The 25,496-nt window shown below is 65.5% G+C and carries 26 protein-coding genes; 8 read left to right on the top strand and 18 right to left on the bottom strand.

Translation table 11 applies throughout. The annotated features are described in order from the left end of the window. Positions 1-236 precede the first annotated feature (236 nt). On the top strand, positions 237-527 hold the full coding sequence (locus ACAG24_RS24325) for a hypothetical protein (RefSeq protein WP_370475991.1): 291 nt from the start codon (positions 237-239) through the stop codon (positions 525-527). Between the two features lie 128 nt (positions 528-655). Continuing rightward, positions 656-1,042, top strand: coding sequence for a hypothetical protein (locus ACAG24_RS24320; RefSeq protein ID WP_370475992.1), 387 nt, complete (start codon positions 656-658; stop codon positions 1,040-1,042). Positions 1,043-1,123: 81 nt separating this feature from the next. Here ACAG24_RS24320 and ACAG24_RS24315 read toward each other — a convergent pair whose 3' ends face one another. Next, the gene (locus ACAG24_RS24315) at positions 1,124-1,246 is read right to left on the bottom strand and encodes a hypothetical protein (RefSeq protein WP_370475993.1); all 123 of its coding nucleotides are present in this window, start codon (positions 1,244-1,246) and stop codon (positions 1,124-1,126) included. Between the two features lie 437 nt (positions 1,247-1,683). Here ACAG24_RS24315 and mobF point away from each other — a divergent pair, with 437 nt between their 5' ends. Beyond that, positions 1,684-4,512 carry a MobF family relaxase gene (mobF, locus tag ACAG24_RS24310; protein WP_370476033.1) on the top strand — a complete coding sequence of 943 codons (2,829 nt, stop codon included), beginning with the start codon at positions 1,684-1,686 and terminating at the stop codon, positions 4,510-4,512. Between the two features lie 968 nt (positions 4,513-5,480). On the opposite strand, the gene ACAG24_RS24305 is transcribed toward mobF, so the two are convergent. Together ACAG24_RS24305 and ACAG24_RS24300 are read right to left on the bottom strand one after the other, a co-directional pair. After that, on the bottom strand, positions 5,481-5,891 hold the full coding sequence (locus ACAG24_RS24305; RefSeq protein WP_370475994.1) for a hypothetical protein: 411 nt from the start codon (positions 5,889-5,891) through the stop codon (positions 5,481-5,483). A gap of 40 nt (positions 5,892-5,931) precedes the next feature. Beyond that, a complete protein-coding gene (locus ACAG24_RS24300) occupies positions 5,932-7,434 on the bottom strand; it encodes a protein kinase domain-containing protein (protein WP_370475995.1) in 1,503 nt (500 codons plus the stop codon). A 96-nt stretch (positions 7,435-7,530) separates the two neighbouring features. Between ACAG24_RS24300 and ACAG24_RS24295 the strand changes: the two genes are divergently transcribed. From ACAG24_RS24295 to ACAG24_RS24285, 3 genes are all read left to right on the top strand, one after another. Next, a complete protein-coding gene (locus ACAG24_RS24295) occupies positions 7,531-7,674 on the top strand; it encodes a hypothetical protein (RefSeq protein ID WP_370475996.1) in 144 nt (47 codons plus the stop codon). A 169-nt stretch (positions 7,675-7,843) separates the two neighbouring features. Then, entirely contained in the window at positions 7,844-8,290 is a 447-nt protein-coding gene (locus ACAG24_RS24290; RefSeq protein WP_370475997.1) for a hypothetical protein, read from the top strand. Between the two features lie 64 nt (positions 8,291-8,354). Continuing rightward, entirely contained in the window at positions 8,355-9,878 is a 1,524-nt protein-coding gene (locus ACAG24_RS24285) for a hypothetical protein (protein ID WP_370475998.1), read from the top strand. 123 nt (positions 9,879-10,001) lie between these two features. On the opposite strand, the gene ACAG24_RS24280 is transcribed toward ACAG24_RS24285, so the two are convergent. The 9 genes from ACAG24_RS24280 to ACAG24_RS24240 all read right to left on the bottom strand — a co-directional run bounded on the left by ACAG24_RS24280 (position 10,002) and on the right by ACAG24_RS24240 (position 20,809). Beyond that, positions 10,002-10,928: a DUF2971 domain-containing protein gene (locus ACAG24_RS24280; RefSeq protein ID WP_370475999.1), complete on the bottom strand. Its 927-nt coding sequence runs from the start codon at positions 10,926-10,928 to the stop codon at positions 10,002-10,004. A 358-nt stretch (positions 10,929-11,286) separates the two neighbouring features. Next, on the bottom strand, positions 11,287-13,068 hold the full coding sequence (locus tag ACAG24_RS24275; RefSeq protein ID WP_370476000.1) for an AAA family ATPase: 1,782 nt from the start codon (positions 13,066-13,068) through the stop codon (positions 11,287-11,289). Between the two features lie 24 nt (positions 13,069-13,092). Then, positions 13,093-15,120 (bottom strand): ICP22 family protein, encoded by a 2,028-nt coding sequence (locus ACAG24_RS24270; RefSeq protein WP_370476001.1) that lies wholly within the window; start codon positions 15,118-15,120, stop codon positions 13,093-13,095. Beyond that, positions 15,117-17,702: an ATP-binding protein gene (locus ACAG24_RS24265; RefSeq protein WP_370476002.1), complete on the bottom strand. Its 2,586-nt coding sequence runs from the start codon at positions 17,700-17,702 to the stop codon at positions 15,117-15,119. The genes ACAG24_RS24270 and ACAG24_RS24265 overlap by 4 nt, the downstream gene beginning before the upstream one ends. A 12-nt stretch (positions 17,703-17,714) precedes the next feature. Next, positions 17,715-18,062: a hypothetical protein gene (locus ACAG24_RS24260; RefSeq protein WP_370476003.1), complete on the bottom strand. Its 348-nt coding sequence runs from the start codon at positions 18,060-18,062 to the stop codon at positions 17,715-17,717. Positions 18,063-18,067: 5 nt separating this feature from the next. Next, positions 18,068-18,358, bottom strand: coding sequence for a hypothetical protein (locus ACAG24_RS24255; protein WP_370476004.1), 291 nt, complete (start codon positions 18,356-18,358; stop codon positions 18,068-18,070). Positions 18,359-18,384: 26 nt separating this feature from the next. Further along, positions 18,385-19,233, bottom strand: coding sequence for a conjugal transfer protein (locus ACAG24_RS24250; protein ID WP_370476005.1), 849 nt, complete (start codon positions 19,231-19,233; stop codon positions 18,385-18,387). An 81-nt stretch (positions 19,234-19,314) separates the two neighbouring features. Continuing rightward, entirely contained in the window at positions 19,315-20,457 is a 1,143-nt protein-coding gene (locus ACAG24_RS24245) for a hypothetical protein (RefSeq protein WP_370476006.1), read from the bottom strand. Continuing rightward, on the bottom strand, positions 20,450-20,809 hold the full coding sequence (locus ACAG24_RS24240) for a hypothetical protein (protein ID WP_370476007.1): 360 nt from the start codon (positions 20,807-20,809) through the stop codon (positions 20,450-20,452). Before ACAG24_RS24240 ends, ACAG24_RS24245 begins: the two co-directional genes overlap by 8 nt. Before the next feature lie 89 nt (positions 20,810-20,898). Between ACAG24_RS24240 and ACAG24_RS24235 the strand changes: the two genes are divergently transcribed. Continuing rightward, positions 20,899-21,405, top strand: a complete 507-nt coding sequence (locus ACAG24_RS24235) for a hypothetical protein (RefSeq protein WP_370476008.1) — start codon at positions 20,899-20,901, stop codon at positions 21,403-21,405. A 14-nt stretch (positions 21,406-21,419) separates the two neighbouring features. Here the strand turns inward: ACAG24_RS24235 and ACAG24_RS24230 are convergent, their stop codons facing one another. From ACAG24_RS24230 to ACAG24_RS24205, 6 genes are all read right to left on the bottom strand, one after another. Beyond that, entirely contained in the window at positions 21,420-22,076 is a 657-nt protein-coding gene (locus tag ACAG24_RS24230; RefSeq protein WP_374150797.1) for a hypothetical protein, read from the bottom strand. Positions 22,077-22,241: 165 nt separating this feature from the next. After that, a complete protein-coding gene (locus ACAG24_RS24225; RefSeq protein WP_370476010.1) occupies positions 22,242-22,478 on the bottom strand; it encodes a hypothetical protein in 237 nt (78 codons plus the stop codon). A gap of 80 nt (positions 22,479-22,558) precedes the next feature. After that, on the bottom strand, positions 22,559-23,971 hold the full coding sequence (locus ACAG24_RS24220) for a type IV secretory system conjugative DNA transfer family protein (protein WP_370476011.1): 1,413 nt from the start codon (positions 23,969-23,971) through the stop codon (positions 22,559-22,561). A gap of 56 nt (positions 23,972-24,027) precedes the next feature. After that, the gene (locus ACAG24_RS24215) at positions 24,028-24,291 is read right to left on the bottom strand and encodes a hypothetical protein (RefSeq protein WP_370476012.1); all 264 of its coding nucleotides are present in this window, start codon (positions 24,289-24,291) and stop codon (positions 24,028-24,030) included. A 144-nt stretch (positions 24,292-24,435) separates the two neighbouring features. Then, positions 24,436-24,702: an integrase core domain-containing protein gene (locus ACAG24_RS24210; RefSeq protein WP_370476034.1), complete on the bottom strand. Its 267-nt coding sequence runs from the start codon at positions 24,700-24,702 to the stop codon at positions 24,436-24,438. 4 nt (positions 24,703-24,706) lie between these two features. Beyond that, on the bottom strand, positions 24,707-24,925 hold the full coding sequence (locus ACAG24_RS24205; RefSeq protein WP_370476013.1) for a hypothetical protein: 219 nt from the start codon (positions 24,923-24,925) through the stop codon (positions 24,707-24,709). Positions 24,926-25,072: 147 nt separating this feature from the next. Between ACAG24_RS24205 and ACAG24_RS24200 the strand changes: the two genes are divergently transcribed. Then, positions 25,073-25,471, top strand: a complete 399-nt coding sequence (locus ACAG24_RS24200; protein WP_370476014.1) for a hypothetical protein — start codon at positions 25,073-25,075, stop codon at positions 25,469-25,471. Positions 25,472-25,496: the final 25 nt, after the last annotated feature.

Below are 25,496 nucleotides of genomic sequence, written 5' to 3'. Positions count from 1 at the left end.
AGTGTGACCGACGAGGCCCCGTCACGCGCAACCCACACCCGCGCCGAACTGCGCAGGCCGAGTGACCTTTTCGGCCCAACGCCAGCTCGCCAAGGCGCTGCGCGCCTGCTCGCGCGGGCCGAAAACCCTGCTCCGTTCGGCGCGGCCTCTTCGGGGTGGCGCGCGCCACCCCGCCGGTCCCCGCAACCCCAGCGCTAACCGGCGCAGCAAACACCGTAGACGAACGGAGAACAACCATGACCCTCGCCGCCAACCCCTGGGCTGTCACCGACCACGACCCCACCAGCAACCTCAACACAGCCGGTCCCAGCACCGCAGCGGTGCTGGCCCACGCCCGCACCGACATCCACACCGCTGTGGCCGCCGCCGACGACCCCCACCGCCGACGCCAGTACGCACTGTCCGCCCGCGACAACGCCGTCACCGTCCTGCTCGCCGGCGACGCCACCCCCGACGACCTCCGCCACGCCGAGTACTACCTAGCCGACGCCGAAGCCTTCATCGCCGCCACCGACCCGACCCGCTAGCGCCACCGCGCACCCCGGCACCCCGCACCCCGCGGGGCCCGGGGTGCGCCGCGCACGCAGCACCGCACACCACGGCACGACCGCACATCACCCCCGAGCGCACACCGCGCACCGCGAAAGGACACCCCATGCCGCACACCGACACCCTCAACACCCTGAGCGCACTGCGCGCCGCGCTCATCGCGCGCACCGAGCCCACCGCCGACCTCGCCGAGCGCACCGCCGCCGTGCTCACCGGCGCGCACGCGCGCCACCTCGCCGGCGTCGCCGACCGCCACGAGGCCCACGCCGCGGAGCTCTACGAGCGCATCGCCGCCCACCTGGGCCCGCGGCCGATCGCCGCAGCGGCCTATGTCCTGGCCGCCCAATGCGCCTTCCTTGCCGCCGACTACCGCCGTGCCGCGGCTCTGCTCGCCGCCGCTGAAGCACATGCCGCCCGCCACGGCGGCGACGTGCCACCACTGGCCCGACTGCTCAAACTCGACCACCGCGTCAGCGTCCACACCGAGCCCTGACCCACACACCAAAGAGCCGGCACGCCCTGTCCTGAGACAGACAGCGTGCCGGCTCTCTTTTTCCTCCGGTCCCCTCCGACGTCAATAGCTGATGCCGGCGCTGAGCCCCGCGCTCATCCACTCCCACAGCTGGCCGCCCACCAGCCACGCCAACACCGCGCCTTCTGCAGCCACCGCCACCAGCGCCGCCCAAATCTTGCCCATCCTCACCCCCTTTGCTCCGTCGCTGCAGCCCGCTCACACAGCTGCCCCAGCCACGCCCTGCGGTCCGCCTCAACCCGACGCCACGCCCGCACCAAACGCCAGGCCCGCGCGACCGGCGTCCACGCCACTCGCGCCGCGCCGCCGATCCGCCCCTCACCTCTCACAAGCCCACTCACCTCCCCTTCGTCCCCCACACCCCAACTCTTTCCATCCCCCTCACCCTAAGCCCGCCCCTCACCTCACACTGGCACCAATTCCTCACCACCGACCCCCTTGCCGCACACCCACTCCGCCTCCGCTCCGCTCCCACCCAACAGACTTCCGGCACATTGGCACACGTTGTGCGATACTCGGGTTCGGGCGCTGGCGCGCCCGAACCCCGGCCGCCCGGCGGCGGCCTGTCCGGCTTGGTGAGGTGGTCTGGTGGCGACGCGACCGTGCTGACGATCTCGCGGCTGAGTCGCTGGAGCATCGGCTACTACAACGACACCGCCAATCAGGCCCGGCAAGCCTCGATGGACCGCCAGGCCGCCGGCGGCGGCCTGGGCGAGTACTACTCCGAAGGTGACACTCGCGTCCCGACCTGGGTCGTGGTCGGCGACAAAGCCACCGTCGGTGAGACCACCGGACTCGACGGCGCCGCGCTCGACGGCGGGTTTGCTGACACCGAGACCGCGGCGCGCTGGCTCGACGATGGAGTGACCCCCAGCGGGGAGGCCGGCCGGGCCTTCGGAACCAACGGGGTGCACGGGTTTGACCTGATGTTCGCCGCGCCCAAGAGCGTGTCGCTGCTGCGGTCGCTGACCGATGACGTGGCCGAGAAGGTCATGCAGAACGCTCACGTCAAAGCGGTCGAAGCCGCGATGACCTACCTGCACGAACATGCCGGGTACACGCGGGTGCATAACCCGCTGACCAGCAACAAAGATCTGCAACGGCTGCCCGGGCTGGTGGCGATCGCCTATCAGCACGAGACGAGCCGGTGTGGGGACCCGCACCTGCACACCCATGTCATCGTGCCCAATCGGCAGGTCAGAGCCGATGGTCGGTTGGTGTCGATCGACTCCAAGTCGCTGTATCACGAAGCCAAAGCTGCCGGGGTCATCTACCAGGCCACGCTGCGCCACGAGCTGCACGCCGAGCGCGGCTACGAATGGCAGCACGTCGACGAGCATTCCGGCATGGCCGAGATCGCCGGTGTCACCGCGGCGAGCATCAAGGCGTGGTCGCAACGGTCGACCCGGCTGCGGGAATGGGCCAAAGACAACCTCGTCGTCGTCGACGGTGAGCCGACCGCCGCGCAGCTGGCGACCGCGCAGAAAGCCACCCGGCCCACCAAACCCGAGCAGCTCGCCTGGGAAGAACTCAAAGCGATATGGCGCGCCGACGCGCGCGGTCTCGACTTGGACCGCGACGCGCACTTCGCCGCGCGCGACGCGCGGCGCACACACGCGCGCACCCCCCTGGACCGGGCGCGCATCGCGCACATGGCTGCGCACATCGACAAGGCCGCGTTCACGCGCGCCGACATGGTCGAGATCGTCGGCGCGCAGCTGCCCGTCGACGCGGTCGGGGAACCGCGCGCGCTCATCGAAGCGTTCGTCGACGACGTCGGTGTGCGCATCAGCGCCCCCCGCGAGGCGCACCACCGCGAGGGGCACGAGAGGTACACCGTCGACGCCATCATGCTCGAGGAATCCCGCATCCTGGGCATGGTTGACACCTCCGACAACCGCAGTCGTCTTGACGTGCGCGCCGCCGATCTCGGTGACCTCTCCGCCGACCAAGAACGCGCCATCCGCAATATCGCCGTCTCCCCATTCCTGGTGCAGCCCCTCCAGGCCCCGGCCGGCGCTGGCAAAACTCACTCCCTCAAAGCGTTGCGTGCAGCTGCGCACCGGGCGAACAAAGAAGTGCTCGTGCTCGCCCCCACCGGCAAAGCCGTCGACGAAGCGATGCAGGAAGAAGCCGGCGACCGCGGCCTGACCGTGGCCAAGGCACTCAAGCTAATCGAGGACAACACTTTGGCCATCGACCGGCAGACCGTGGTCGTCGTCGACGAAGCCTCCATGGTCGGCACCCCGGAGCTGAAGAAGCTGCTCTCAGCCGCGGTCGCCGGACGCGCGAAGATGGTGCTCGTCGGGGACCCCTACCAACTGGCGCCGGTGAAAGCCCGCGGCGGCATGTTCGAGCATCTGTGCGGGGACCTGCCCTGGTCGCAGCGCCTCGGCGAAGTGTGGCGGATGCGCAGCGCCGAGGAACGCGACGCCTCGCTGGCGCTGCGGTCCGGACACGGCAACCGCCTCCGCAAGGCCGTCGGCTGGTATCGCAAGCACGGCCGCCTGCACACCGGCGACCCGATCGCGATGGCCAAAGACGCCGGCGATGCCTACCTGGCCGACCGGGCGGCCGGGAAAGACTCACTGATGGTCTGCGACTCCTGGGAGATGGCCGACGCGCTCAACCAGCGCGTCCACAACGCCCTGGTCGGCGACGGGCCGTCCGCGCGGGCCGCCCGCGACCAGCGCATCGCTGTCGGCGACATCATCGTCAGCCGCGAAAACGACATCAGCATCCCCGTTCACCCCGGCGCTGAGCACCCCGCCGGCCAGGCCGTCGACCAGGTCCGCAACGGCAACCGGTGGCGCGTGGCCGGTATCGACGAAAAGACCAATCGCGTGGCCGCCGAACGGCTCACCGACAAAGCACGTGTCGTCTTCGACGGCGACTACCTGCGCCAGAACGTCACCCTCGGCTACGCGGTGACCGTGCACTCCGCCCAAGGAGTCACCGTGGGCACCAAGACCACTCCTGGGGTGTGCCATTCCATCCTGGCCGACACCTCCAGCCGCGCCATGGCCTACGTCGGCATGACCCGCGCCAAAGACGAAAACCACGCCTACGTCTATCAACGGATCAGCGGCGAAGCCGACCACGAACACTCACGACTGGTTTCCGGGGCTGACATCCACGTTCTGCGGCGCGGCAACAAATGGGCGGCCGCCCACCACTTCCGCACCATCCTGGCCAACGACGACCGGCCCCGCACCATGCACGCCGAAGCTGAACGCACCGAGCGCGACCTACTCCCCCAACCCGTCAGCGACCTGCTGATCGCCCAGGAGCACCGCCGACGCGCCCGCAGCGCGGTGTGGCGCGAACACAGCGCTGCCGGTCGCGCCGCGGCCGCGGCCTATCAGCGGATGGCCACCGTCGCCGAACGCGACCGCGACCGCGGGCGCGACATCGACGGCCTCGAACTCTAATGCGAATCTCTTCGGCGGCGGCGGACCCCACAAGCACAGATTCAGTACCGGTATTTCAATCCCAGTACCGCGCGCCACGGTCTACTGCGCACGAACCGAGTTCACCAGCAGTTCATGCTATGTGGTCTGACGCTATATGTGTCACTGTCGCTGGAAGAGTTCGCGGAACCGGACTGTCCGCAGCGGGTTGGGGTGTTGGCGCGGCGGAGACCACGGCAGGAGGGCCACGTGCTCATCCCTTCGGACGGTATGCCTCTCAGCGGGCCGACGCCTTTTCCGTACGGCGTCTTGGACCACGAGGTGTCGTCAACGCCAGACGAAGCCGAACGGCTGGGGCAGCGGCTCATCGCATCCGCCCGAAACGGCACGGGGGGCCGTGGTGTGCATTTGAAGGAGCGCAGCGTCAGTAATGAATCGGAGGAGGGTCGCTTTTGAAATGCGACCCTTTCTCTTGTTTGCTCGGAGCGGCTTTGAAGGTCCGCCAGGACCTATATGTAATGAATCTCAGGACCACTCCCGTGGTCTGCCGCGACTAGTGGCACGGCGTTCTTTGGCCGGTAGCCTTCCATGCTTATGGCGCGCGCGATAGCTTCACCCAGCCCTGAAGACACCAGCGGGTAGCGGGTAGCCATCGCTACAACTTCGTCGACGTCGCCGCTGGCGATATTCACCGGGTAAAGTATCGGATTCCCATCGTGCAACCCAACGCGAAGTGCGAATCGCGCCCGCAGTTTCAATCGTCGCGGCGAACTCGTTGTCATCGCCGTCGGACCAAGCAGCGAGCGAAACGAAGACGCTGAGGTCCGCGGGAGCTTCTACGCCCCCCTGCGCGGCGAGGTCCACTTTGGCCATCCACTCAACTACTCCCCCGCGGTCCGATGGGCCGTAGACGGGTATGAGGCGAAGTCCCTCAATTTGGCTGTTAAAGGCATCACCGATTACTGCAATCGCCTTGTCCGACAACTGTTTCATCGAATCTCAACCACCCAATGCGGGCCGTAGATAGCCTCGTCGCGGTAGCCATTCGGAAGGACGTACTCGATACCTTGGCCCATGCAGCACCATCTGGGCCCTTGTATCGCATCTATCTTCGCTGGGTCGAGGAGCAGCACCCACGGTCGCTGAAGCGCGCGGTTCGGCAAATTCAACCAATGCGGCACCTCCTCCTGCGAGTACGGAGTTGGTGTGACGAAGGTTTCCTTGTCCCGACCAGCCTCTTTTATGTCCCAGGTGTATCTAAGAAGCATACGCCCTCCGAGTTCATCAGCAACTTCGCCGCCGGAGCGGATGGGCATTGCAGAAACGACCGTGTCGGGGTGGACGAGCCGTCCGTCGAGCATCAATTCGTCGAGTTTTGTGGCTAGCCAACTGGATGGCACGAATCCCCTTTCAGGCAGCGGTTACGGCAGGACGTTGGACTCACTTTCGCCACGAGCCCTTTACAGGCTTTTCCGGCATGGTCAGCGGGATTGATAGCCTCCCTTGCGCGGCGTCACCTAGCCAGCCAAGCCACCGGTCAACAAAGTCGTCTAGGTCCGCACGGTCAAGTTCTTCGAATGGCCACGCGACCTGCTCGGTTCCCATCACCCCCATGAGAGCCACCTCGGCTGCCCCGGCAGATAAATGGAACGGTTCGACAGGTGGCCGCCCTCCTTGGCTGAGTGGAGACGACATAAAAGCCGTCTCGTACCAGGCAAATCTTCCCTCGTCGACTGCATCGCAAAACCACAAGGAATGACTTCGTCCTGCCCATCCGGCCCTACTACGCTTAGGCAGGTACAGCAGAATTGTCGCCTCTGAGATGACTTCGAACGGTTGCGTTCGCTGCGAATCGCTCGGATATGGATGTGTCACACCGAAGGCAATCCCGTTGATGCTCACCGAGAGCAGTTCGGGCCGAGGCGAGATTCCCATCCGAAGTCGGGGGTCATTGAGGTAAGCGGCCGGCGCGCTGTCGCGGACTTCTTCTGTCAGCGCATCTCCGATGTGGGCGAATGTGGCAACGGCGGCCTTGTGAAGCTCTGCGCGGCGCAGCTGTGCTTCTTGTTCCGCGGACTGCTGCGCGTGCTCAGCGGTCCTCTTCTCCACCAGTTGCCTGTTGGCTTCAGCGAGCGCTAATCGGCCGCGACTAATCGGCTCCCCAGCTATCCGCTCAAGCTTCTTGACAATCACCGCTGGCGACGGCCTCGCTCCGGGCGGCTTATGGAGACACTCCTCGATTAACACGCGGAGTCTGGTTGTGCCAACTTGCAGTGTTGGCGCAGGGTCGTTCAAATGCTGCTCTCGAAACTCGGGCCCTTTGAAGGGGGGTTCTCCTGCTAGCAGTTCGTATGCGACACAGCCGAGGGCGTACACGTCGGTCGCCGAAGTCGCACGTTCGGAGCGCCATTGCTCCGGTGCTGCGTATCGCGCGGAGCGGAAATGCTTGCGTGTGTCTTGTGATGTGGCAGCGTCGGCATACCGTGAAATCCCGAAGTCTGTAAGACACCAGGAGCCCTCGTGGAAAAGGATATTTGCGGGTTTTACGTCGCGGTGCACCACGGTGCCGTCGATAGCGGCGAGCGCTGAAGCGATGTCGCGAAGGATGTCGACGACATCATCCATGTCGAGGGCGCCCTCGTTGTCTAGGTAGCTCCGGAGCGACTTCTCGGCTCTCGGCATTACCAGCACCCAACTCGTTTGGTGCTCGCCGTCGTCTATTACCGGTATCACGTTCGGATACTTGGCGGCGGCTACCGAGGTACCGATGAAGAGTTCACGGTCAGCCCCCGGGTCCTTGTCGACAAGTTTGGCTACGGCTTCCTCGCCGGCCAAGTCTCGGATGACGTACAGGTCACCGAAGCCGCCCCCATCCGCATTAAGCGGTTCGACGACTGTCCATGTTCTAACCTTGAGTTCTAGCTGAGTCCCCGCATCCAGCACGCCTGCGATTTCACCATGGGGAACCCGGATGCTTCGGCCAAACCCTGAGAATTGGGCCCGGAGGGCCTGTCGGTGCCCGGCGCTACCGTCCCGGCCATGAGCGATGCAGCAGCGTGGGCAGTCACCGCCGCCAACAGATTCCGCGAAGTTGAGCGGATGACAGAGAACCCGACGACGAAGCTCCTAGCTAAAGGTTTGACCGCTCTCGCCGAATCCGTGACATTGTTAGCTCCCGAATAGGACGTCTATGGCTAGAAACCACCTCCGATACGCCTTCGCGATAACCGAAGGCACAAACAAGGGCCTTGGCTGCGGTGGGTGGCGGATCTGGACCCACCGCGAGGACACTTACATCGCCGGGAAGGGACATCCCTGGAAGGTTTCCCTCCACGCCGACGACTCTTGGCGAGTGGCGGTCACCCGTGAGCACGTCGACTCCGGCAACCCACCGGTCGTGCCGGGCGGACGGAATACGTCTTGGGAATTCGAGCCAACCGCGTTCAGCCACGGCGGCAGGATGGCCTTCGCCATCGCGGTAACGCGGAATAGTGCGATCCCGCGGCTACTCGACCCCTCGGAAACGGTGATCAAAATCGCCGACAGGTGGGATCGGCTGACGCTGTTGTATGTGTGGATGACCGAGGCTGGCGTCACTTTGGATGCATCCGGGCGGCTGCTCGACGGCCCGTTACCCCTCGCAAGCGGCCGACAGGTGTGGGTGACTTGCGGAGAAGAGCCTGTCGACCCATCCCCTCCAGAGCCTCCGCCAGCAGGCCAGATTGTTGAGCCGCGGTTTCCGGGCGAGCATGACGTCAGGGCGCCGGGATTTATTGTGCGCGGGCTGAACATCGGCTAGAAGCATCTACTGCGTAACGTGGCTTGCATGATCGATCGTTCCCGACAGAGCAATTGATCCGCCGATGTCGCGGGACGAAGTCGAACTCAGCCTGCCGGGTGCACTATTCGGAGGAGATCCGCGTGGTTTCATCGAATACCTCGGATTGCACGGACGGCCACTAGGCAACAACCGATGGGCCGTCTGGCCCAACAACGACAACGTTTTTATCGCTCACCACGGTCTGGCCGACGACACCGAATTCGCCAACAGGTTGGACCATTTGAGGAATCTGCCGATGCCCGGCGGGCACCTTGACCCGGAGGCCATCGCCGGGTTCGCCGAGTTGGACAAGATGCTCGAAGATCGCATGGCGGGAGGGTCAGATATCGCCGCGCTTTTTCATGGCGTCCAGGCGAACATTCTGAAATGCACAACGCACGAGGAGCTGATCGCAGCAGTCGAGCAGTCTTGCGCGACACTGAGTACAGTCCCCTTCGAGTGGACTAGCGAGCTGTTGTTCTCCGGTCTTTCCGCCCACTTGGTCATTGCGAGCGACCTGCTCATTCATCGGGTTCGGTTGCCGGCCATCATGTTCAGATTCGACCAGGATCCTGATGCGATGGTTACTATCGCAAACCTGGGCGACGAGGGTGGATACTTCGCGTCGTCAGCGGGCTGGTTCCGTGGGGCCATTAGCGCATCGCACTACTTCGGCCCATTGCTTGGTTGCCTGGCTCCGGGATTCTGGTGTGTTCCGACTGGTCGTCCACCCGCTGCAATTCTCTTTAACTTGGGAATGGGGATCGCAGGATATAGGCGTGCACCGATGGAGCCGATGCAGTTACTCCCCGCCGAAGGCCGGGACGAGCCGGTCGCGCCGCCCGAAAATTTAACTGCCGTTGCAGGGCGGGTCGCCATTACGTGGTGGACAAATCGGCTCAATGGACTGTTTGGATATCTATGTGACCCAACGGTATTCAGCAACAAGCATGGAGTCTACGACCCGTACGAGCACCAACACTGGCTGCTGACATTTGGGCAAGTGTTCGAACTAACGACTGCACTACAGACATCTAGTCGCAACCACGCCATCCAGAGAGCGTTGATGAACACGCTATTGGACAGCTACGCAGATAGAATCATCGACTGCGATTTCGACAAGCTCTGCAGGTACGACCACGCAAAAGAGACCGCAGAGCGATTACGCACAAAGATGCCGGATGATGTTGCGGCACTTCTGATGCCGCTTGCCGACAGGGCAGTTGAGAGTCTCCTTCGAGTGCAGGACGGATTCTTCTTCCGCGAACAGCGCGGCGACCAAAATGTGGTCGTCAGAATCCCCGGCAGCGTGCAAGGGCATCACAGGGAGCCCCCTCGGGCGGCCGCGATGCTACTGAAGCTGTTCCGCAACGCCACTCACGGCTTCGGGGGCATACGGCGGCCGCAGAGCGAGAAAGATTTGGTCGCCGAGCGACTGCTGGCACATCACACCGGCGAGGTACCAGACGACCTGGTATTTCTGCCTTACCTATATCTCCTCGACGTTTTGTGCGAGCCCGATAGAGTCCGCGAAACGATCGTGAAGCGAGCGCGTCTGCGGGATTAGGCCCGCGTCCGCGTTATCGACCGAAGTACCGTTCAGTGTTGCCGCCTTAGCACCCTGCGTAACTCTAAGTGACACAGTTGGACTGCAGCGCAGAGGTAGGTGCGTTAGTGACCCACTCACAGTTCACCAGTCGCGGTACGGCACTGCTGATTCATACAGATCAATTTCAGCGGGGCCGAACAACGGGTCTTTATTGAATGGCTGGTGGAGGAAGTATGCGTCCAAGGATTGGCATCTCAGTTCGCTATGAGCGCCTGGACCGACGATGACTGACTGGATCGCGTGGGCAGTGATCGGGATTTTGATTCGGGGGACAAGACCGTATCGGTTGGGTGTGAAGTGGTTCGGCACGCCGAGTGCTGCGATACGCACCTCTCCTTCTTCGATGAAGTTGATGTCCTTAAGGAAAGCGATTTTCAAGAGCATTTCCTGCCCCAGCAGTGAGTTTCGCACTGAAAGCGCGTCACATCCGTCGCGGATCAATTCGTCGCGCCGCTGTAGCGTGCGGTCGATGATGGGATCAAGAAACTCGACAACCCTTTTCCGCCCGTCAAAATACTGAACATGCCGCATGTCGACGCTTTGGACGGGTGCCTGCCGAATGCTTTCAAGCAACTCCGTCGTCGAGAAACCAATGCACACACCATCTTTCGCGTACGCGCGCCATTGACTCAGTTGGTCTGCTTCTTGCGAGAGGCTGAAGATGAAACAGCTTGTGTCTCGCAGCGCCTGCCCACAGACATCGCGGAGCTCGGTCCAGAGGTTCCTCCGCTCAGAAATGCTCCTGAGGTGGTCCTTGTCTTCCTGGTTCAGGGGAGCTTCGGGGATTGAATCGAGGTATTTGGTGATCTCATCGTTTGCTGATTGCTCGCGTTCTCGAAGCGTTTCGATGATGGCCTTCGGCCCCAGCTCCGTCTCAGTAATGTCATTCAGGTAGCGAGAGTTTGTCGTCCAGAATTCGCCGTTCTCGTAGATGCTCTGCAGAACGTTGAAGGTTGTGTAGTGATACAGAGTGCTTGGCAGGGTGTCATCATGCTCTACATCGACCACTCAGCAAGCGTAACAACGTCATCGCTCAAACTCGGTGACTTCACCTGCTTAGTGCGGCGATCTGCCTTTGCCTTTTAAGTTCTTCGGGCGTGTGCTCAACCATCCAATCCGGCGCCTGCGGCCTATACACACCTGCTCACGTTCCTCGCTGCTCCGCGGTGGTCCGTACCGACAACATCGCGGCCCCGCTGAAGATCCTCGGCGATCAGCTCCTCCCTCACGATGCGGAAACACTTCGGCCCATCCCGGTCGAACCGAGATCGCAAACCCGCCTCCGGAAGCAGCTCGTCAGCGAGGTCAGTGGCCCGCAGGTGCACGTCGGGCTCGGATGCCTGCGACGTCGTGGTCTTGCAGGCGGTCATGGCTTTGCCGTGGCGTTGATTTCGCCGCTCTGGGAGGAGGTGAGGGCGCGGGCCATGTCATCGGTGTTGACGACCAGCAGCGACGGATCGGCGGCGGCCAGGGCGGCAAGCTCTTCAGGAGTGTTGCTGCTGAGTCGCCGGGCGCGTTCGCGTTTGCAGGCGATGACGACCTTGCGGGCGTAGCGGCCGTTTCCGGCGATGTCGAGGGCGGTGCCGGCGTCGGTGGGTGTGCCGCGCAGGCGGGTGGCCTCGGCGTGCAGCATGGGCCACGCGTCCTCGGCGATCGCGATCTTCTCCTTGCCCGCGATGTGGCGCCCGATGGCCACGATTTCGTCGGGGGTGTAGCTGGTGAAGGTCAGGGTGAAGTTGAACCGCGACGCCAGGCCCGGATTGGCGGCCAGGAAGCGGCGCATCTCCTTGGGGTAGCCGGCGACGATGACGACCAGCCGGTCGCGGAAGTCCTCCATGTACTTGAGCAGCGTGTTGATGGCGTCCTTGCCGAAGCTGTGGCCCTCGGTCTCGGGGACCAACCGGTAGGCCTCGTCGATGAACAGCACCCCACCCAACGCCTCCTCGCAGACCTCTTTCATCCGTTGCGCGGTCTGAGACACGTAGCCGACGACAAGATCCTCTTCGGTGACTTCCATGACCTCGGGGCGCTGAATCTTGCCCAACCCGAACAGGATCTCGGCGACAATGCGCGCGAACGTCGTTTTCGCAGTCCCGGGCGGGCCTTCCAAGACCATATGGTTATCGCCGGTCGACGACGCCTCATCGCCTTTGGCTGCCATCAGTTGATCGATCTGAATTTCGGTGCGCCACACCGCGATCTGCTCTTTGGGTCCTTCCAGCCCGATCAGTTCGTCGAGGCGGCGCTTGGCGTGGGCCAGCACTTCTTTCTGCTCTTCGGCCAATGCGACGGCGTCGCGCTGGGCGCGGCTGGTTTCGGTGGCCGGGTCCCACTTGTCGGTGCGGGTGGCGATGGTTTCGGGGTCGGTGACCACCAGGCGGTAGCTGGGGTCGTCGATGGCTTGCTGGGCGGCGGGCAGCAGCTGTCCGTCGACTGCGGCGGCGCGGAACGCTGCCAGCGCGGCGTCGGGGTCGCCGAGCTCACGCAGGCACCAGCCGCGTGTGAGCGCCACATCGGCGTTGACGTAGGGGTTGTCGGTGTGGATCTTGTCGGCGGTGTCGAGCGCGGTTTGGAACTGTCCCAGGCTGGCAGAAGCCGCCGCAGTCAGCGCCGCGACCGCGGCGCTGACAGGTTCAAGGACATAGGTTGCCTCCGCTGGCGGGGACACCGCCGTGGCGGCGAGCAGATCCGGCCAGCGCCGTGTGCGGTAATGCAGTGTGGCGGTGATGAATTGACGCCATTGCGCGGCCTGGCTGTCCTCGGTGATGGCTGGGTCGTCGAGCAGGTCGGCGGCCTGGGCGTACTGGTCGGCGCGGATGAGTGCTGAGGCGTGGGCCAGGGCCAGCGTGGCGCGCGACCACACCGGCAGCGTCAGGTACAGCGGTGCCACGATTACGGCGTGCAGTTCGCCGGCCTTGAGGCCGATGCGGCGGGTCTCGCGGTAGAGCGCCCGGGAGTTCTCATGCGCGCCGGCCAGGGTGTCGAGTTCCTGGTCTCCGCACGCCAGTCGACCTAGCCAGGCGTCCGACATGGCGGGGTTGTCGACGGTGATGCGGGCGAAGATGCTCAGTGCGGTGGCCCGGTCCCCGGAGCGGTAGCTGTCCATCGCGGCGTCGAACGCGCGGCGCTGTTCGGTCGGCGAGGTCATGGCTGGCGCGGCTCCCCTGCTTGGCTACTTGTCGGTGATGGGATTGACGGTAGTCGGTGCACCGCCGACGGGTCCTGGGTCGTTGTCCGGCGGCGGCGGAAACTGCTCGTCGGGCGGCTCCGGTGGTGGGGGCACCTCCTCGTGATACCGGGCATCGGGCAGATCAGCCATCGGCGGCAGCGACGTCGCCGGTCCGTCGAACGCGCCGAAGCTGTCCCCGGGGACCTCGAAACCTGGTGGTTGAGCACTGCTGGCCGTGGGTGCGGAGCCCCGGGAGGCGGGCGCGGCCGCGCGAGCGCTGTCGACGCCGGTGAGCATGCCCTGAATACCCCCGCCGGCTGGCTGCGACGCGGACAGCGCCGGCTCGCCACCACCGCTGGGGCTGGAGGGCGCTGCGCCGCTGCCGGGGTCGATGCCTCCGGCGGAGGCGTGCTGCGCGCCGGACCCACCCTCGCCCGGGGCCGATGCACCCGCCCCGGGGCGGTTGGAGGGAACCGGCTCAAATCCTGGCTGCGGCCTGCCGTGAACTTGGCGGGCATCGGCGGACTGTGCGTCGAGTTGCTCCCACGGCGTGGTGCCCCCGCCGCGCCCCAAGCGTGACCCCAGCCCCTTCGCCCCGGCGACGGCGGCGCCGCCGGCCCCGCCGATCGCGGCGTGCATGCCCATACCGACGGCCACACTGCTGGCCTGGCGGAACAGGCCGGGTCCGGGCCGTTCGGCTGACAGGTCGGCGCGGATGTAGCGCAGCAGCATCATCGCCGCCACCGACACCGCACCCATCATAAGCACGTGCGCGAACGGGTTCGTGCCGCCCAGCTGCGCAGGTAGTCGGCCCGACACGATGGACTCCACGGCCAGACCCATGACGCTGACGAACACGATGTAGACCAGGACCTCGATGGCGTGGCGGAAAAACTGCCACACCACGGCGGTGGCGCGGCGCTGCGGAGCACCGGGGATCGCTCCCAGCCACAGCGTCGGCAGCAGAATCACCGTCGTGTAGATCGCCTTCACCGACACCTTGAGCACCGCCCAGCCTGACAGCACCATGAACGCACCCAACAGCAGCGCGACGACGACGAACACCAGCCCGACCCAGATGTTGGTGCCGTCGAGGTGCTGGGCGTAGGACACCGCGGCGGTGTTACCGCAGGACTGCATCGCGCGGATCGGGCCATCAGGGGCGCCGCGGTTGACCGCCGCCGACCAGGCCGCACCACAGCCGCCGACGCGATCGACGACCTGCCCGAAGTTCCACAGCTGCAACGGCTCTCGTACGGTATGAGTGATCAGGCTGGCGGTCAGGGCGTCGACTTGCCCGCCGGAGCCGACACCGTCGAAGGCGCCGTTGTGGCCCGGGGTGGCGGCTTGGGCGACGCTGAACCCGACCCGGCGGGCGAACTCGAGGAGCCCGCCTTCGCCGTACATCAAACCGGCGGGATTGGCGAAGATCGCGATCGACAGCGCCGGCATGGTCAACGCAATCAGGATCATCGTCGCACCGCGCCCGGCTTCGCCGCGGTGAATGGTCACCACCCCGGCGAACACCCCAATCGGGATCGCGATCGCCAGCAGGCCCAGCTGCGTGGTCACGGTGATGACCGCGTTCGTGACCGCGCGGGCGATCTCCCCGATGACGGTCAGCCAGTAGGTGCTCACCGTCATCTTCATCAGCCACAGCGCCAACGCGATGATGCCGATGAACAACCCGGCCTCAGCGGTGAGGATGCTGGCCGAGGTGACGTTGAACGCCATGGTCTCCATGGCGTGCAGCGTCCAGGCCATCCAACTGTCGGGTGTCCAGCCGATGTCGGGGCCGGCCTGGGTGATCTGTTCGCGGATGGTGGGCAGGCTCAGGTAGTAGTTGCCCAGCGGGACCCCGTAGGTGTCTTTGAGGCCGGTCCAGTTGAGCACCATCGCGTTGGTCGAGGCGCTGGCTGTCGGGGCGGCCACGGTCGCGGTGACCGCCAGGACGTGCAGGACCGCCAGCACCAGCAGGGGACGGCCCCACCGCCGATGGGTGAGGTACCAGTAATGCAGACGGGCGGTCATGATCGCTGCGCCGCTTGGCTGCGCTGCTTGGCGCGGTGGGGGTTGGTGTCAAAGCGCGCGGCCAGAGCGTCGGTCGGAGCGGCGAACAGCGCCACCTTGCCGAACCCTCCGAACTCGTCGAGGAACCACGCCTCGCCTTCACGGCCGGGAATCACTTTTCCGTAGCGGTCGTCGATCGCGTCATCACCGTGGTCGACCAGTTGCACGGGGCTGGTGTTGTTGACGTAGTTGGCCAGCAGTTCGGGGTGGCGATCCAGGTCGCGGTCACACCACTGCAGCGTCGTCTTGGCGATGTCGGATCGCTTGAAGCCCAGGCACAGTCGTTGATCAATGAACTCGTCTTCCAGCACGGCGAAGTCCTTGATCGGCTGCTGGCTGATCCCGCAGAACCCCGTCCAGGCTTTGCGGCCCTGGCGGATGATCGTGTTCGCGCACTTCTGCCCGCCCGGGGAGTTGGTCCAGGCCGCGCACTCCTCGACGACCAGCATGTCGGGCTGATTGGGGCGGCCGAAAAAGATCGACTGGGCCACTTCGGCGCCCAGCCCGTAGAGCGCTTGGGCGGCGCGCTGGCCCGGGGTGGTCTGCTGATGCAGGTGGGCCTGGTATTCCTCGGTGACGGTGGGCAGCTTGAGTCCGGCGAAGTTCCACATCACACATTGGGTGGTGGCGATATCGGGCACCGGCAGCGACTCGTCGAACAGCGGCCGCAGCAGGCGTTGAGCGGCCAGCCCTTCCAAACCGATCAGCAGGTCCTCGTCGGCGTCTGTGCGCGCCGCGGTGGGCATCTCGCGCAGGTAGCGGATGAGCTGGGCAGTGCTGCCGATGCCGTGCGCCTCGCGCGACTCGGGCGCAAGCAGACCCCACAGCCGCTGCGCGCCGCGACTCAGGGGCGACAACCCCAATTGCGGTAGCAAATGGTCGATTGTGCGTTCTGCGGCTTCTTTATAGGGAAATACCCGCAACCCATCCAAACTGAAATTCATGCGGCTGACATCAATAACGACTTTATCGTCAAAATCAGCCAACGCCGTTTCATGTTCCCGGGCGTCAGTGGGATCAAATAAATGCAGACCGGCACCTAGTTTGAGCCACGAGCGGCACAAATTTTTCGTCACATGCGATTTCCCGCGGCCCGGTGAGCCGCAGATCACCAGATTCGCCGGATTCTCGCGGGCCGGCGCATTCAGGACATCGAGCAGCACCACATCGCGCAGTCCCGGGCTGGTCAAGTTCATGCCCAGCGGGACGCCGGTGTTGTTGCCCAGCTTGCTTGCCAGCAGCGGAACGAACGGCGCGAACCGCCTGGTGGTGGTGGGGTTGCGGAACTCGTCGAGGGCGGCGCGGCGCTCCCCACCTGGAGTGAACGCCCGCCACAGCGTGGGTTGGCTGCCGCGCCACCGCTTAGATCCGATGTTCTGGCCGCGGTAGGTGCGGCCCACGTCGGCGACGGCCCGGTTCACCGTATCCGGGTCGCCGGCGGCCGCCGCGATGACGATGGCGGCGTTGACACCGCGCTCGGCGCTACCGCGCTTGAGCTCTGAGGCGAGCTCGCGCCCGGAGGCCAGCTTGCGCAGCAGCTCATCGGAACTCGATGCGTGGCGGCCGCGCTGACGGTACTGGTCGCGAATGTTGACGATGACGTTCTCCGCGGTCGACACGGCCACATCAGCGGAGGTGAAGGTGATGTTGATCGTCCAGTCCAAGACCGTGGCTGGGGTCGTGAGGTCATCGAGGACCTTGAACAGGGTCGAGCGCGGCCAGGCAATCCCGGTGTCGGGGAAGCTATCTAGCGGTAGCAGTGCCTGATACGAGTCAGGAACCCCGTCGGTGCGCTCACGGAAGGTGCGCACGAAGACATCAGCGTCGGTGCGGGCCGCCCGCCAGCGCCGCTCGCGCAGCTGGGCCGCCCCTGGGTCCAGATAGACCGGGGTGAACGCCGATCCCGGCAGGGTGGCATCGGCGTTGAACGGTTGCATCGGCAGCGGAGCATCCCACACGCCGCGGCTGGCAATGTAGTTCCAGTGCCACCAAATCTGTTCCACCGTAGCCGGTTTGGGAAAGAAGACCGATGGCAGGGCGGCGACCATCTGGGCGGCCAGATCCCGGTAGTCAGCGATCGAGGAATCGGTGTCCTTATCGCGGCCGACAGCGGCGTCGACCATGCGCCGCCACATGCCGCTGGGGGTACGACCGGCCAGGCCGTAATCCAGCGGCAGGCTCAGCCAGTAGATGCGCCGGCGGGCGCGGTGATCGGCGATGGTGGGCTCCCAGCTGCGGCAGTGCTGTACCCAGGGCCGCGCCGACCCGGACACACTGTCGAGGGTGGTCCCCGGGCGCAGGTCGGGATGGCTGTACAGCATTTTGCGGACGGTGGCCCGCGGCGCCACCGGCACCGTCAGGCCACTGATCGAGGACCCCGAAGGCAGCGCACGCCACAGCTCGGCGTGCTCGGCGGCCACCCGGTCCTGCCACTCCTCGGACAAGAAAATGAACGGCTGCCCCGACAGGAGGTAGTCGGCGTAGACCCCCTGCGGGGTCAGCCGCAGGTTGCCGATCGCGCGCAGCGGGGCGGGCACAGACATGAGGGAACCTTCTTAGCGGGGAGGTCGATGTGACGAGATGACCTGCGGGCGCAGGTTTTCCCACCACCAGCGGGTGCGGGTGCGCAGCGACGGACGGGTGGCGGGCAGCTTCGAGAGCAGCAGCACCGCGACTACCGTGATCACCACGCCGGCGACCAGGATGCGCACCGCGCTGCCCCCGTTGCTGATGTTGGCCGTGACCAACGAGCCGGTCACCACGAAGCCCAACACGGCGGCGATCGCATCGGGAGCGCGCCATTTCTCCTTGAACGGCAAGGTGAACCCGTCCCCGGAATCGCCGAGGTGAATGGGCAGTGAGCGCTGATCGGAGTAGATCTTGGCGGAGACGTCCTGGCCCACGGGTGTCAGCGATCCCAGACGCTGTCGACGCGGACCGGGTTGCGGATGCCGGAGTCCTCGGCTTCCTGGGTCAGCGCGGAGGCGATGCCGACCGAGAGCCCGATGAGGACCGCGAAGACGATGGCACCGATTTCGGCGGTGATGGCTGACCCCGAGCCTTCCTTGAGCTTCTTGATGGCCGAGCCCGCGCCAACGACCAGGGCCACCAGCGCCAAGAAGCCCAGCACCGTCAGACCCAGTTTGTTACCGGCCTCAAAAAGGCCTGACGCTGCCAGCAATTCGGTATTTCCTGTCATGGTGGTCAGCCTTTCTTTTAGTGCGCTTAGTTATGCGGTTTGGCGACAGGATCAGCTTCGGAGTTTCCGCCGACCTGTGGAACTAAGTCTATGGTCGACACCATCCAGGTCCCGCCGCTATTTTCCAGCGTCAGCGGGTACACCAGATTAACTGTGGCAAATTGCGATGTCTGGGCTATGACCGTGGCGCGCACGTGCAACTGCTCCCCCGGCGCCGGGGCCTCGGGCACGCTGCGATTGGTGGCGGCCGCGGAGACAACGGCACTTTGGTAGCCTCCGATCGGGCGCAGCGGAGCGCCGGCCACCACGTATCGATCCAGCCCGTTGGTCGCTGTCAGATAGGTGCGGATGAAGCCGGCCACCACGGCGAACACCGGGCTCTCCGGCCCCAGGGCGTTGCGGTAGTCGAGGGTGAAGTCTGCGCCCGGGCCGGGATCGTTGATCTGGGCCGGGAAGTCCAGGGCTCGGGGCTGACGATTCCACAGCGACACCGGCACCTGGTAGAAGGTGCGGGTGGGTTGGGCCGAGGCATAGGGGCGTTCGTTGACCGAGATCACGGCGGTGTAGAGCTCGGTGTCATCGAGGGTCCCCATCCGCAGCACTGGACCCACCTGCGGTGCGGTGATCACCGCCGCCGGTGTCGAGGGCAGCGCCAAGCCCTGCTCGGGCAAGGTGATGAAGCGCGCCAAGCTGTCTCGTTGATTCACCGTCGCGGTGCGCCACGCCACCACGAAGTCCGACGCGAACGCCCCCACGACGCTTTGTTGATTGCGTTCGCGTTGAGCAATCCCGATGAAGTCGGGGCGGTCGGGGACGAAGAACACTTTGCAGCCCGCGGCGGCGCCGAAAATCGCGGCGGCGGTCACGGCGATCACGCCAGCCCGATGCGCGCCACCACGCCACCGGTGCAGACGACCTTGCCAGGTTTTTGACACTGCCACAGGGGATCTCATTTCTTAGGGCTGGTAGCCGAGGAACTTCAGTGCGCTCATCGCGAACGTGTTGTCGACGGGGTCGCTGCCGTTGTCGGGCACGGTCAGGTCCGGGTACGGCTCGGGGCTCTGCGGGGATTCCGACAGCGGCCCGCCGCCCTCGCCGAGCAGCGATTCCACCAAGCCCCGCTGAGCCTCCGGCAGGGCGGCGGGATCGGTGGCCGGCACCGGCGAGACCGGCGGGCGCGAGGTCTGCAGAACCATCACGTTGACCCGAGAGGCCAGCACCCGTCGCGGCAGGGCCGCGGTCACCGGCCCATGAGCGTTGCCGGTGTCCTGGGTGAAGATGTCGGAGACGACGTTGCCGTTGAGGAAGATGTACTGCAGGCGGGTCACCACCCGATGCTGGAGCCAGCGGTCCTGTCCGCCAGGTGTTTTCGCGACCCATCCCGGCGTGACCTCCACACCGGAAACCATGTAGCTCTTCCCGAAATCGACAGTGAGGATCTTGCCTTCGAGGGCCTCATCGCGGGAGCCCCGCGCGCACACCCACGCCGAATCGGTAGCCGTGTCAGTCAGCGACTGCGCCGACGTCGACCCGGCTGCGCACGGGGCGCTGGCGGTATACGGGATGGACTGGTCCTGGGGGACTGTCGGTGCAGCGGAGGTGGGAACCGGCTGAGGCTGAGCCACCGGCGCGGCCACAGCCGGACTGTCCGGACGAGGCGCTGCCGGGGTGTCGGTGTCGCTGAAGGTCACCAGCGCCGCCACGATGGCCGTCACTGCAACGACTACTCCGGCTCCCAGCACCACGGCGGTGCGTTTGGCGCCGGCATCAGCGCGGGCGACCCCGGATTCGTCGCGATCGGCGGCCAGCGCCGTCGCGGCGTCGAGCTGCACGGGCGGCACATCGGGTGCGATCGCGGCGGCCGCCGGTAGATGCGGGTCGGTGAGCGCTTCGTTCTCGGCCTCGGCCCCGGCGTCGAGGTCGGCGGCGGCGGGGGCGGGGGCTTCATAGTCGGGGGTGGCGGAGGCGTCGACGTCGACGAAGTCGCGGCCGGCGGCGTCGGAGTGCACCGTCCCAACGGGCGGCGCGGCCGACGAGTCAGGGCCACCCAGCAGGTCATCGACCCAGCACTCATCGGTGATCGGCGAGGTGTCAGCCACGGCGGTCGTCCTCAATCACCTCGGCGTCGACCACCGTCGGCGTCGGCTGCCATGCCACCGGCGGGGGTCCCATCCACACCGGCAACAGCACCCAGCCACCCGGGGCCTGCGGTGCCCAGCCCACCGGCCGCGGCGGTGCCGTGGCGGCAGCAGTCACCCTGCGGGCCGGCGGCAACGCCGACATCAGCGGCGGCGGCGGGCGCCGCCGGGCTTGCACAGCCTTGGCCACAACCCCTGCCACGGCCAGCAGCGCCAGAAGCGGAGCTAGCTTGATGACCATCTGCACCACGGCCAGGGCGAGAACCGCCGTGAGCGCGGCCATCACGGCAAACAGCGCCAGAACAATCTTCATGCGGGCAACCTAACGTCGGTGTATGACATATATCGGCGGTCACGATTTGCTGGCCGACTTTGTGAATCTGGTGCGGTAGGTTGAGAAATATGACGGTTCCAGCCGACGGCGTTCCCCGCCTCATGCACTTCGTCGACGCCCGGCTGGCCCAGCTGCGAATGAGCAAGGAGGAGGCCAACCGGCGCGGCTTCCCCCACCCCAGCACGTTGGCTGCGGTGCGCGACCGCGACTCGCAGCGCACGCCTACCGTGCGTACGCTGCTGCGCATCGACCGCACCCTGGGCTGGCAACCCGGATCGGCGGCCGTGGTCCTGCTGGGTGGCGCGCCGCTGAGCGTGACGGCCCGCACGACCCGCAATGTGCGCGTCCACGACCAGGCCGCCACCCCGATGACTGCTGATGACGTCGCTGATCGGCTGCTCAGCCAACTGCACGACGAGATCGAGCGGGCCCACGCCGACGTCCGCGCGTTCGATGAACGACTCAAGCGGCTCTACACCGTCCACGAACGGCTGGCCCAGGAGTTGCGCGTCGATGCCACCCTGGTCGACGAGTACGACGACCGCGATGCCGCCGCCGAATCTATGCAGCACTGAGGTACCGGTAGCGCTCACCATCGCGGCATCCGCTCTCCGCGATCGGGTAGAGGGCGGGGCTCCACCACCGGCGGGCCGGTGATCTCGTAGGGCCCCAGAATCTCGGCGGCATCCTCGGGACTGAGCGCGGGCTCTGCTGGAGTCAGTGGCCACCACTGATCTGAGCCGGGGATCGCCAGCCAGCCCTCGGCGATGCCATACACCCCCGCGACCACCGGGGCCGCCGCCAGTTGAACGCACAGCCACGGCACAACCACCATCTGACCGAACGTTGGTGCAGGGTCATACAGAGCCACAATCGGCGCCCCCAGTGCAACCCCCGACCACAGCAGAGCCGCGATCGGACACGACCGCAACGTCCCCGGAATCAGATTGACCAGAACGGATTTGATCGTCACGCCGGCCAGCCAGCCCAGCGGAACACACACCGCCAGGATCGCCACCACCACCAGCTCCACCTGAGAGGTCGGCGACTTGGCAGCGCGCAGAATCAGCGGTGGTAGCGACGTATCGTCATGCGGATCGGGCAGCGCAGCCACCGTGCTGCGCTGACGGGCGCGGACACGGCGGCCGAGCTGCTCGGCGCGGCGGCGCTGAATCAGCGACCACCCCTGGTGCCCGGCAACCCACGCCCGCCGCACCTCATCGAACTTGTCGCCGGGATCAGCCATACTCCGACCCTAAAACGCCCCAAAGGGTCGCTCGTGCACTATTTTTCCGGCCTCGACACGGCCCTCAGGCGGCAGCGCAGCGATTGCGGGCAGCAGTCACAGTCAGGCAATCCGGCACCCTGACAAGGGGCCGTCTCCCGGCGCACTGGGCTACCCGTGCGTGCCCTAGCTGGCCGCCTCGTAGCGCTGCGTGCGGTCGTCCGGCGCTGCTGCCTCGGTGTCTGAAAGGCGTTGTGCGGCGCTCAGGTAGAGCCGGGCATAGCGCAGCTGCTCGGGGCTGGCATCAGCGGCCAGTAACACCGTGGCGGCCTCGTCGCGGGCCGACAGTGCGTACTGGCGTCGGCGATGCGCGTCGACGCCCATCAGGATTGCGTGCTGAAGATCTCTGCGTGCTCGCGCCAAAGCCGTTACCGTGCAGGCGGGCATATTCGGCGACACCCGCGAAGGCGGCGCAGCGTAAATCGTCTGTTCACCAGCGGTTATCATGCTGTAGCTGCCGCGTCGAGGCCGCGTCGTCGCGGGCGGCGACCGCTGTTGTGGAGTCGCGCTGCCCGCAGTTCGTCGAGGTACTTCACGAAGTCGGTCCAGTCGATGAGGGTGACCATGCGCCCGGGAGTGCCGCGGATCAGCAGCCGCGCGAACGAGTCATTGGGTGGCAAAAGCTCCTCAGGCTCAAGAGCATTGCCGAAGGTGCGGCTCGTCGACGTCGAATCCAGACTGTGGTCATAGGACAGTTGGCTGCGGGTGGTCTTGCCGCTCCAGAATGACGCCGACTCCATCAGATCCTTCTCGTGAGAGCCGTACATCAGCAGCGACGCCGGAACGACCGCGCGAATCGCCGCCCCCTGCAGCGGGCCGTAGATCGCGTCGAGCTGCTCGCCGGCCTGGGCGGCGAAACACAGCGACACCCCCAGGCCGCGGGACTCCGCGATGTATTGCGGCAGCTTCGGCAGCGGAGTGTTGGTGATCTCGTCGAGGAACATGCCCAGCCGGGAAAACTCGTCCCACTGAGCGACTTTCACGCGCTGGCGGTTGATCAGCTGGTCCATCAGCGTGATCGCCTGGGCGGCCACCGTGCCATCGAAGGGCGTCAGCAGATAGATGGTGGCGTTGGGGTCCTCCAAGAACTGCTCATCAAGGACCGGTAAGCCTCTGTCACGTTCCATTGTCTGCAGCCAGGCTGTCAGGACCTTGGTCACGGTGATTTTGACCGAGTCGCGCTGCTTGGCCTCCATGCTCAAGACGCTGCGCACCCGGGCCTCGAAATACCGGTTCGCTGACCAAACGGCCGCGGTCACCCAGGAGGCATCGGTGCTCATCTGCGGTGAGGTGGGCCAGGGATTGGGCAAGGTCACGTCCTCGGCCGCCTCGATCACCCAGTCGATGCCCAGTCCCAGCCCTTGGGGACTGGCGGCCAACAGCAGGCAGGTCAGCGGGGCGAACGCCAGGTCATCCCAGGGGCCGGGGTCGCTGCCGCGAAAAGAGCTGCCCGACAGGGCCACCGCCGAGGTGCTCAGCAGCGTGCGAGCGACGGCCTTGGCATCCTCGAGTCCAGTGATCCATGCTGTGGGATCGAAGCGGTACGGACGCAGGTCGGCCGGATAGTACGGCGCAGCAATGGGCCGCAGATCCAGCAGCGCGGCAGGCCCGTAGCGACGCGAGGCCACCATCTGCATGAGGTCATCCTTGGAAGACGACACCACCGCTGGGCCCGGCCACAGCACTGCCGACTGCGCCAGCCACTTGCGGGTCTTGCCGGTGCCTGGCGGGGCGAATGCGCCGATATGCGGCGCAGTCTCCAGCGGCACGAGTCGTCCGCGGTCGTCGTGAACCCAGCCGGCGAACGGGGTCACCGGGGGCCGATAGCCGCCGGAGGCCGCTGGTGTCGCGCTCATAGTTGAAACAGTAGGGCTGCCGCAGGGGCGCCCCGTGCACTATTTCTCGGCGTTGATCAGTCCTCGCGCGGAACGACGTACTCCCCGGCGCGCACATCGGGCCCGATCTGGACTGCGTATTGCAGTTGGTCGGCGGTGTACATCCAGCCCGCATCGGTCCAAGTGCGCGGAACCAGCTGCGCCACAACAGGTTGCGGCAAACCACACGCGTCGGCCACATCAGCAATCGTGAACCGAGGGTGCTCACCACACATCGGCGCCGCGTTGCGACCGCGAAACGACTCTAAGGACAGCGGCGCGGCAAGCTGCTCATCGGGCATACATACAAGATTAAGGCCAGCCCAGGCGCCCGACAGGCGATTTTCACCTTCGCGCGGCGGGTCAGGATGAACTGAGCCCGGCGAAACTGAGGTGAGCCCTCTGTAGTGGCCCAGTTGATCTATCCCCGCCGTTTCGAGCCATGGTCATGCGAGTTGAGGGATCGAATTGACGGATGTCCAGAGCGTCTCGAACTCTGTAGGACTGATGTTACCGAGGTAGCTGTGGCGACGCTCGACGTTGTAGAAGTTGCCGATGTAATCGGCCATCGCGGCGGCCAATTCGATGGTCGTCGCCCACTTGCGGGTGTTGAGGAGCTCGACCTGCATCCGTGCCCAGCATGACTCCACGGCGGCGTTGTCGAAACATTGACCGGCTAATCCGGTCTCATGGACTCGCGGTGTCGGGCGGATTGGTTCATCGTCGGGGTGGTTTGGTGAGCTTGCGGATTTGTTCTTCGTGGCGTTCGACTCCTGCGGCGAGTGCTTCGACGGCGGTGCGCAGGTGTGCCACTTCGGTGGCCAGGCCGGTGAGGGTGCGGGCGTCGGTTTGTCGGGTGCGGTGTTCGTTGACGGTGGCGCGGAGCTGGTGGTCGCGGTAGAGCTTCGCGCGGCTGATCTGGGCGTGTTCGGCCACGGTGCTGAAGGTGATGGGTCGGCCTGCGGTGGCGGGTTCGCCTACGACGTTTGGGAGCAATACTGGCGGCCGGCTCAGTGGCAGAACAGCCGAGAAGTTGTCGGAGGTGTGTGCCATCGTGGGATCGACAGTCGCCAGGAGGACGCCGTGGAGTTCGAATCCAGAGAAGATGCCGAAGAGTACGAATGGGAAGGTCGCCGGCACGCGCTGGCAAAACTCTTGCAGTCGCGGGGCGCGCCAGAAGCTGCCGCAATCGTGGCTGTGGCGCACTACCGAGTCGACTATGCAGGCGATGATGCGTATCTGGTAACGCTATCTATTCCCGCTGAGTTCTATGACCCGGCACGCAGTGAATTTTGTGAAGTCATAGCGGCCGCGTGCTCCGATATTGTGGGCCCAGCGCAGTTCGGCGGCGTTTCATTTCGAGTGCGCACGCCCGACTACCGGCACGACGCTGAGTGGATTGACATCATCGTTCGAGCACTAGACCGCTCGTGGGTGGCTTCCGAGCGTGTCAGCGTCCCCGCTCTCGACAAAGGGTTCTAGACGCCGTCGACACAGCGATGTGTTC

Source organism: Mycobacterium bulgaricum, from assembly GCF_041287165.2.
GTDB lineage: Bacteria > Actinomycetota > Actinomycetes > Mycobacteriales > Mycobacteriaceae > Mycobacterium > Mycobacterium bulgaricum.
This window is presented reverse-complemented; position numbering and strand designations above follow the sequence as displayed.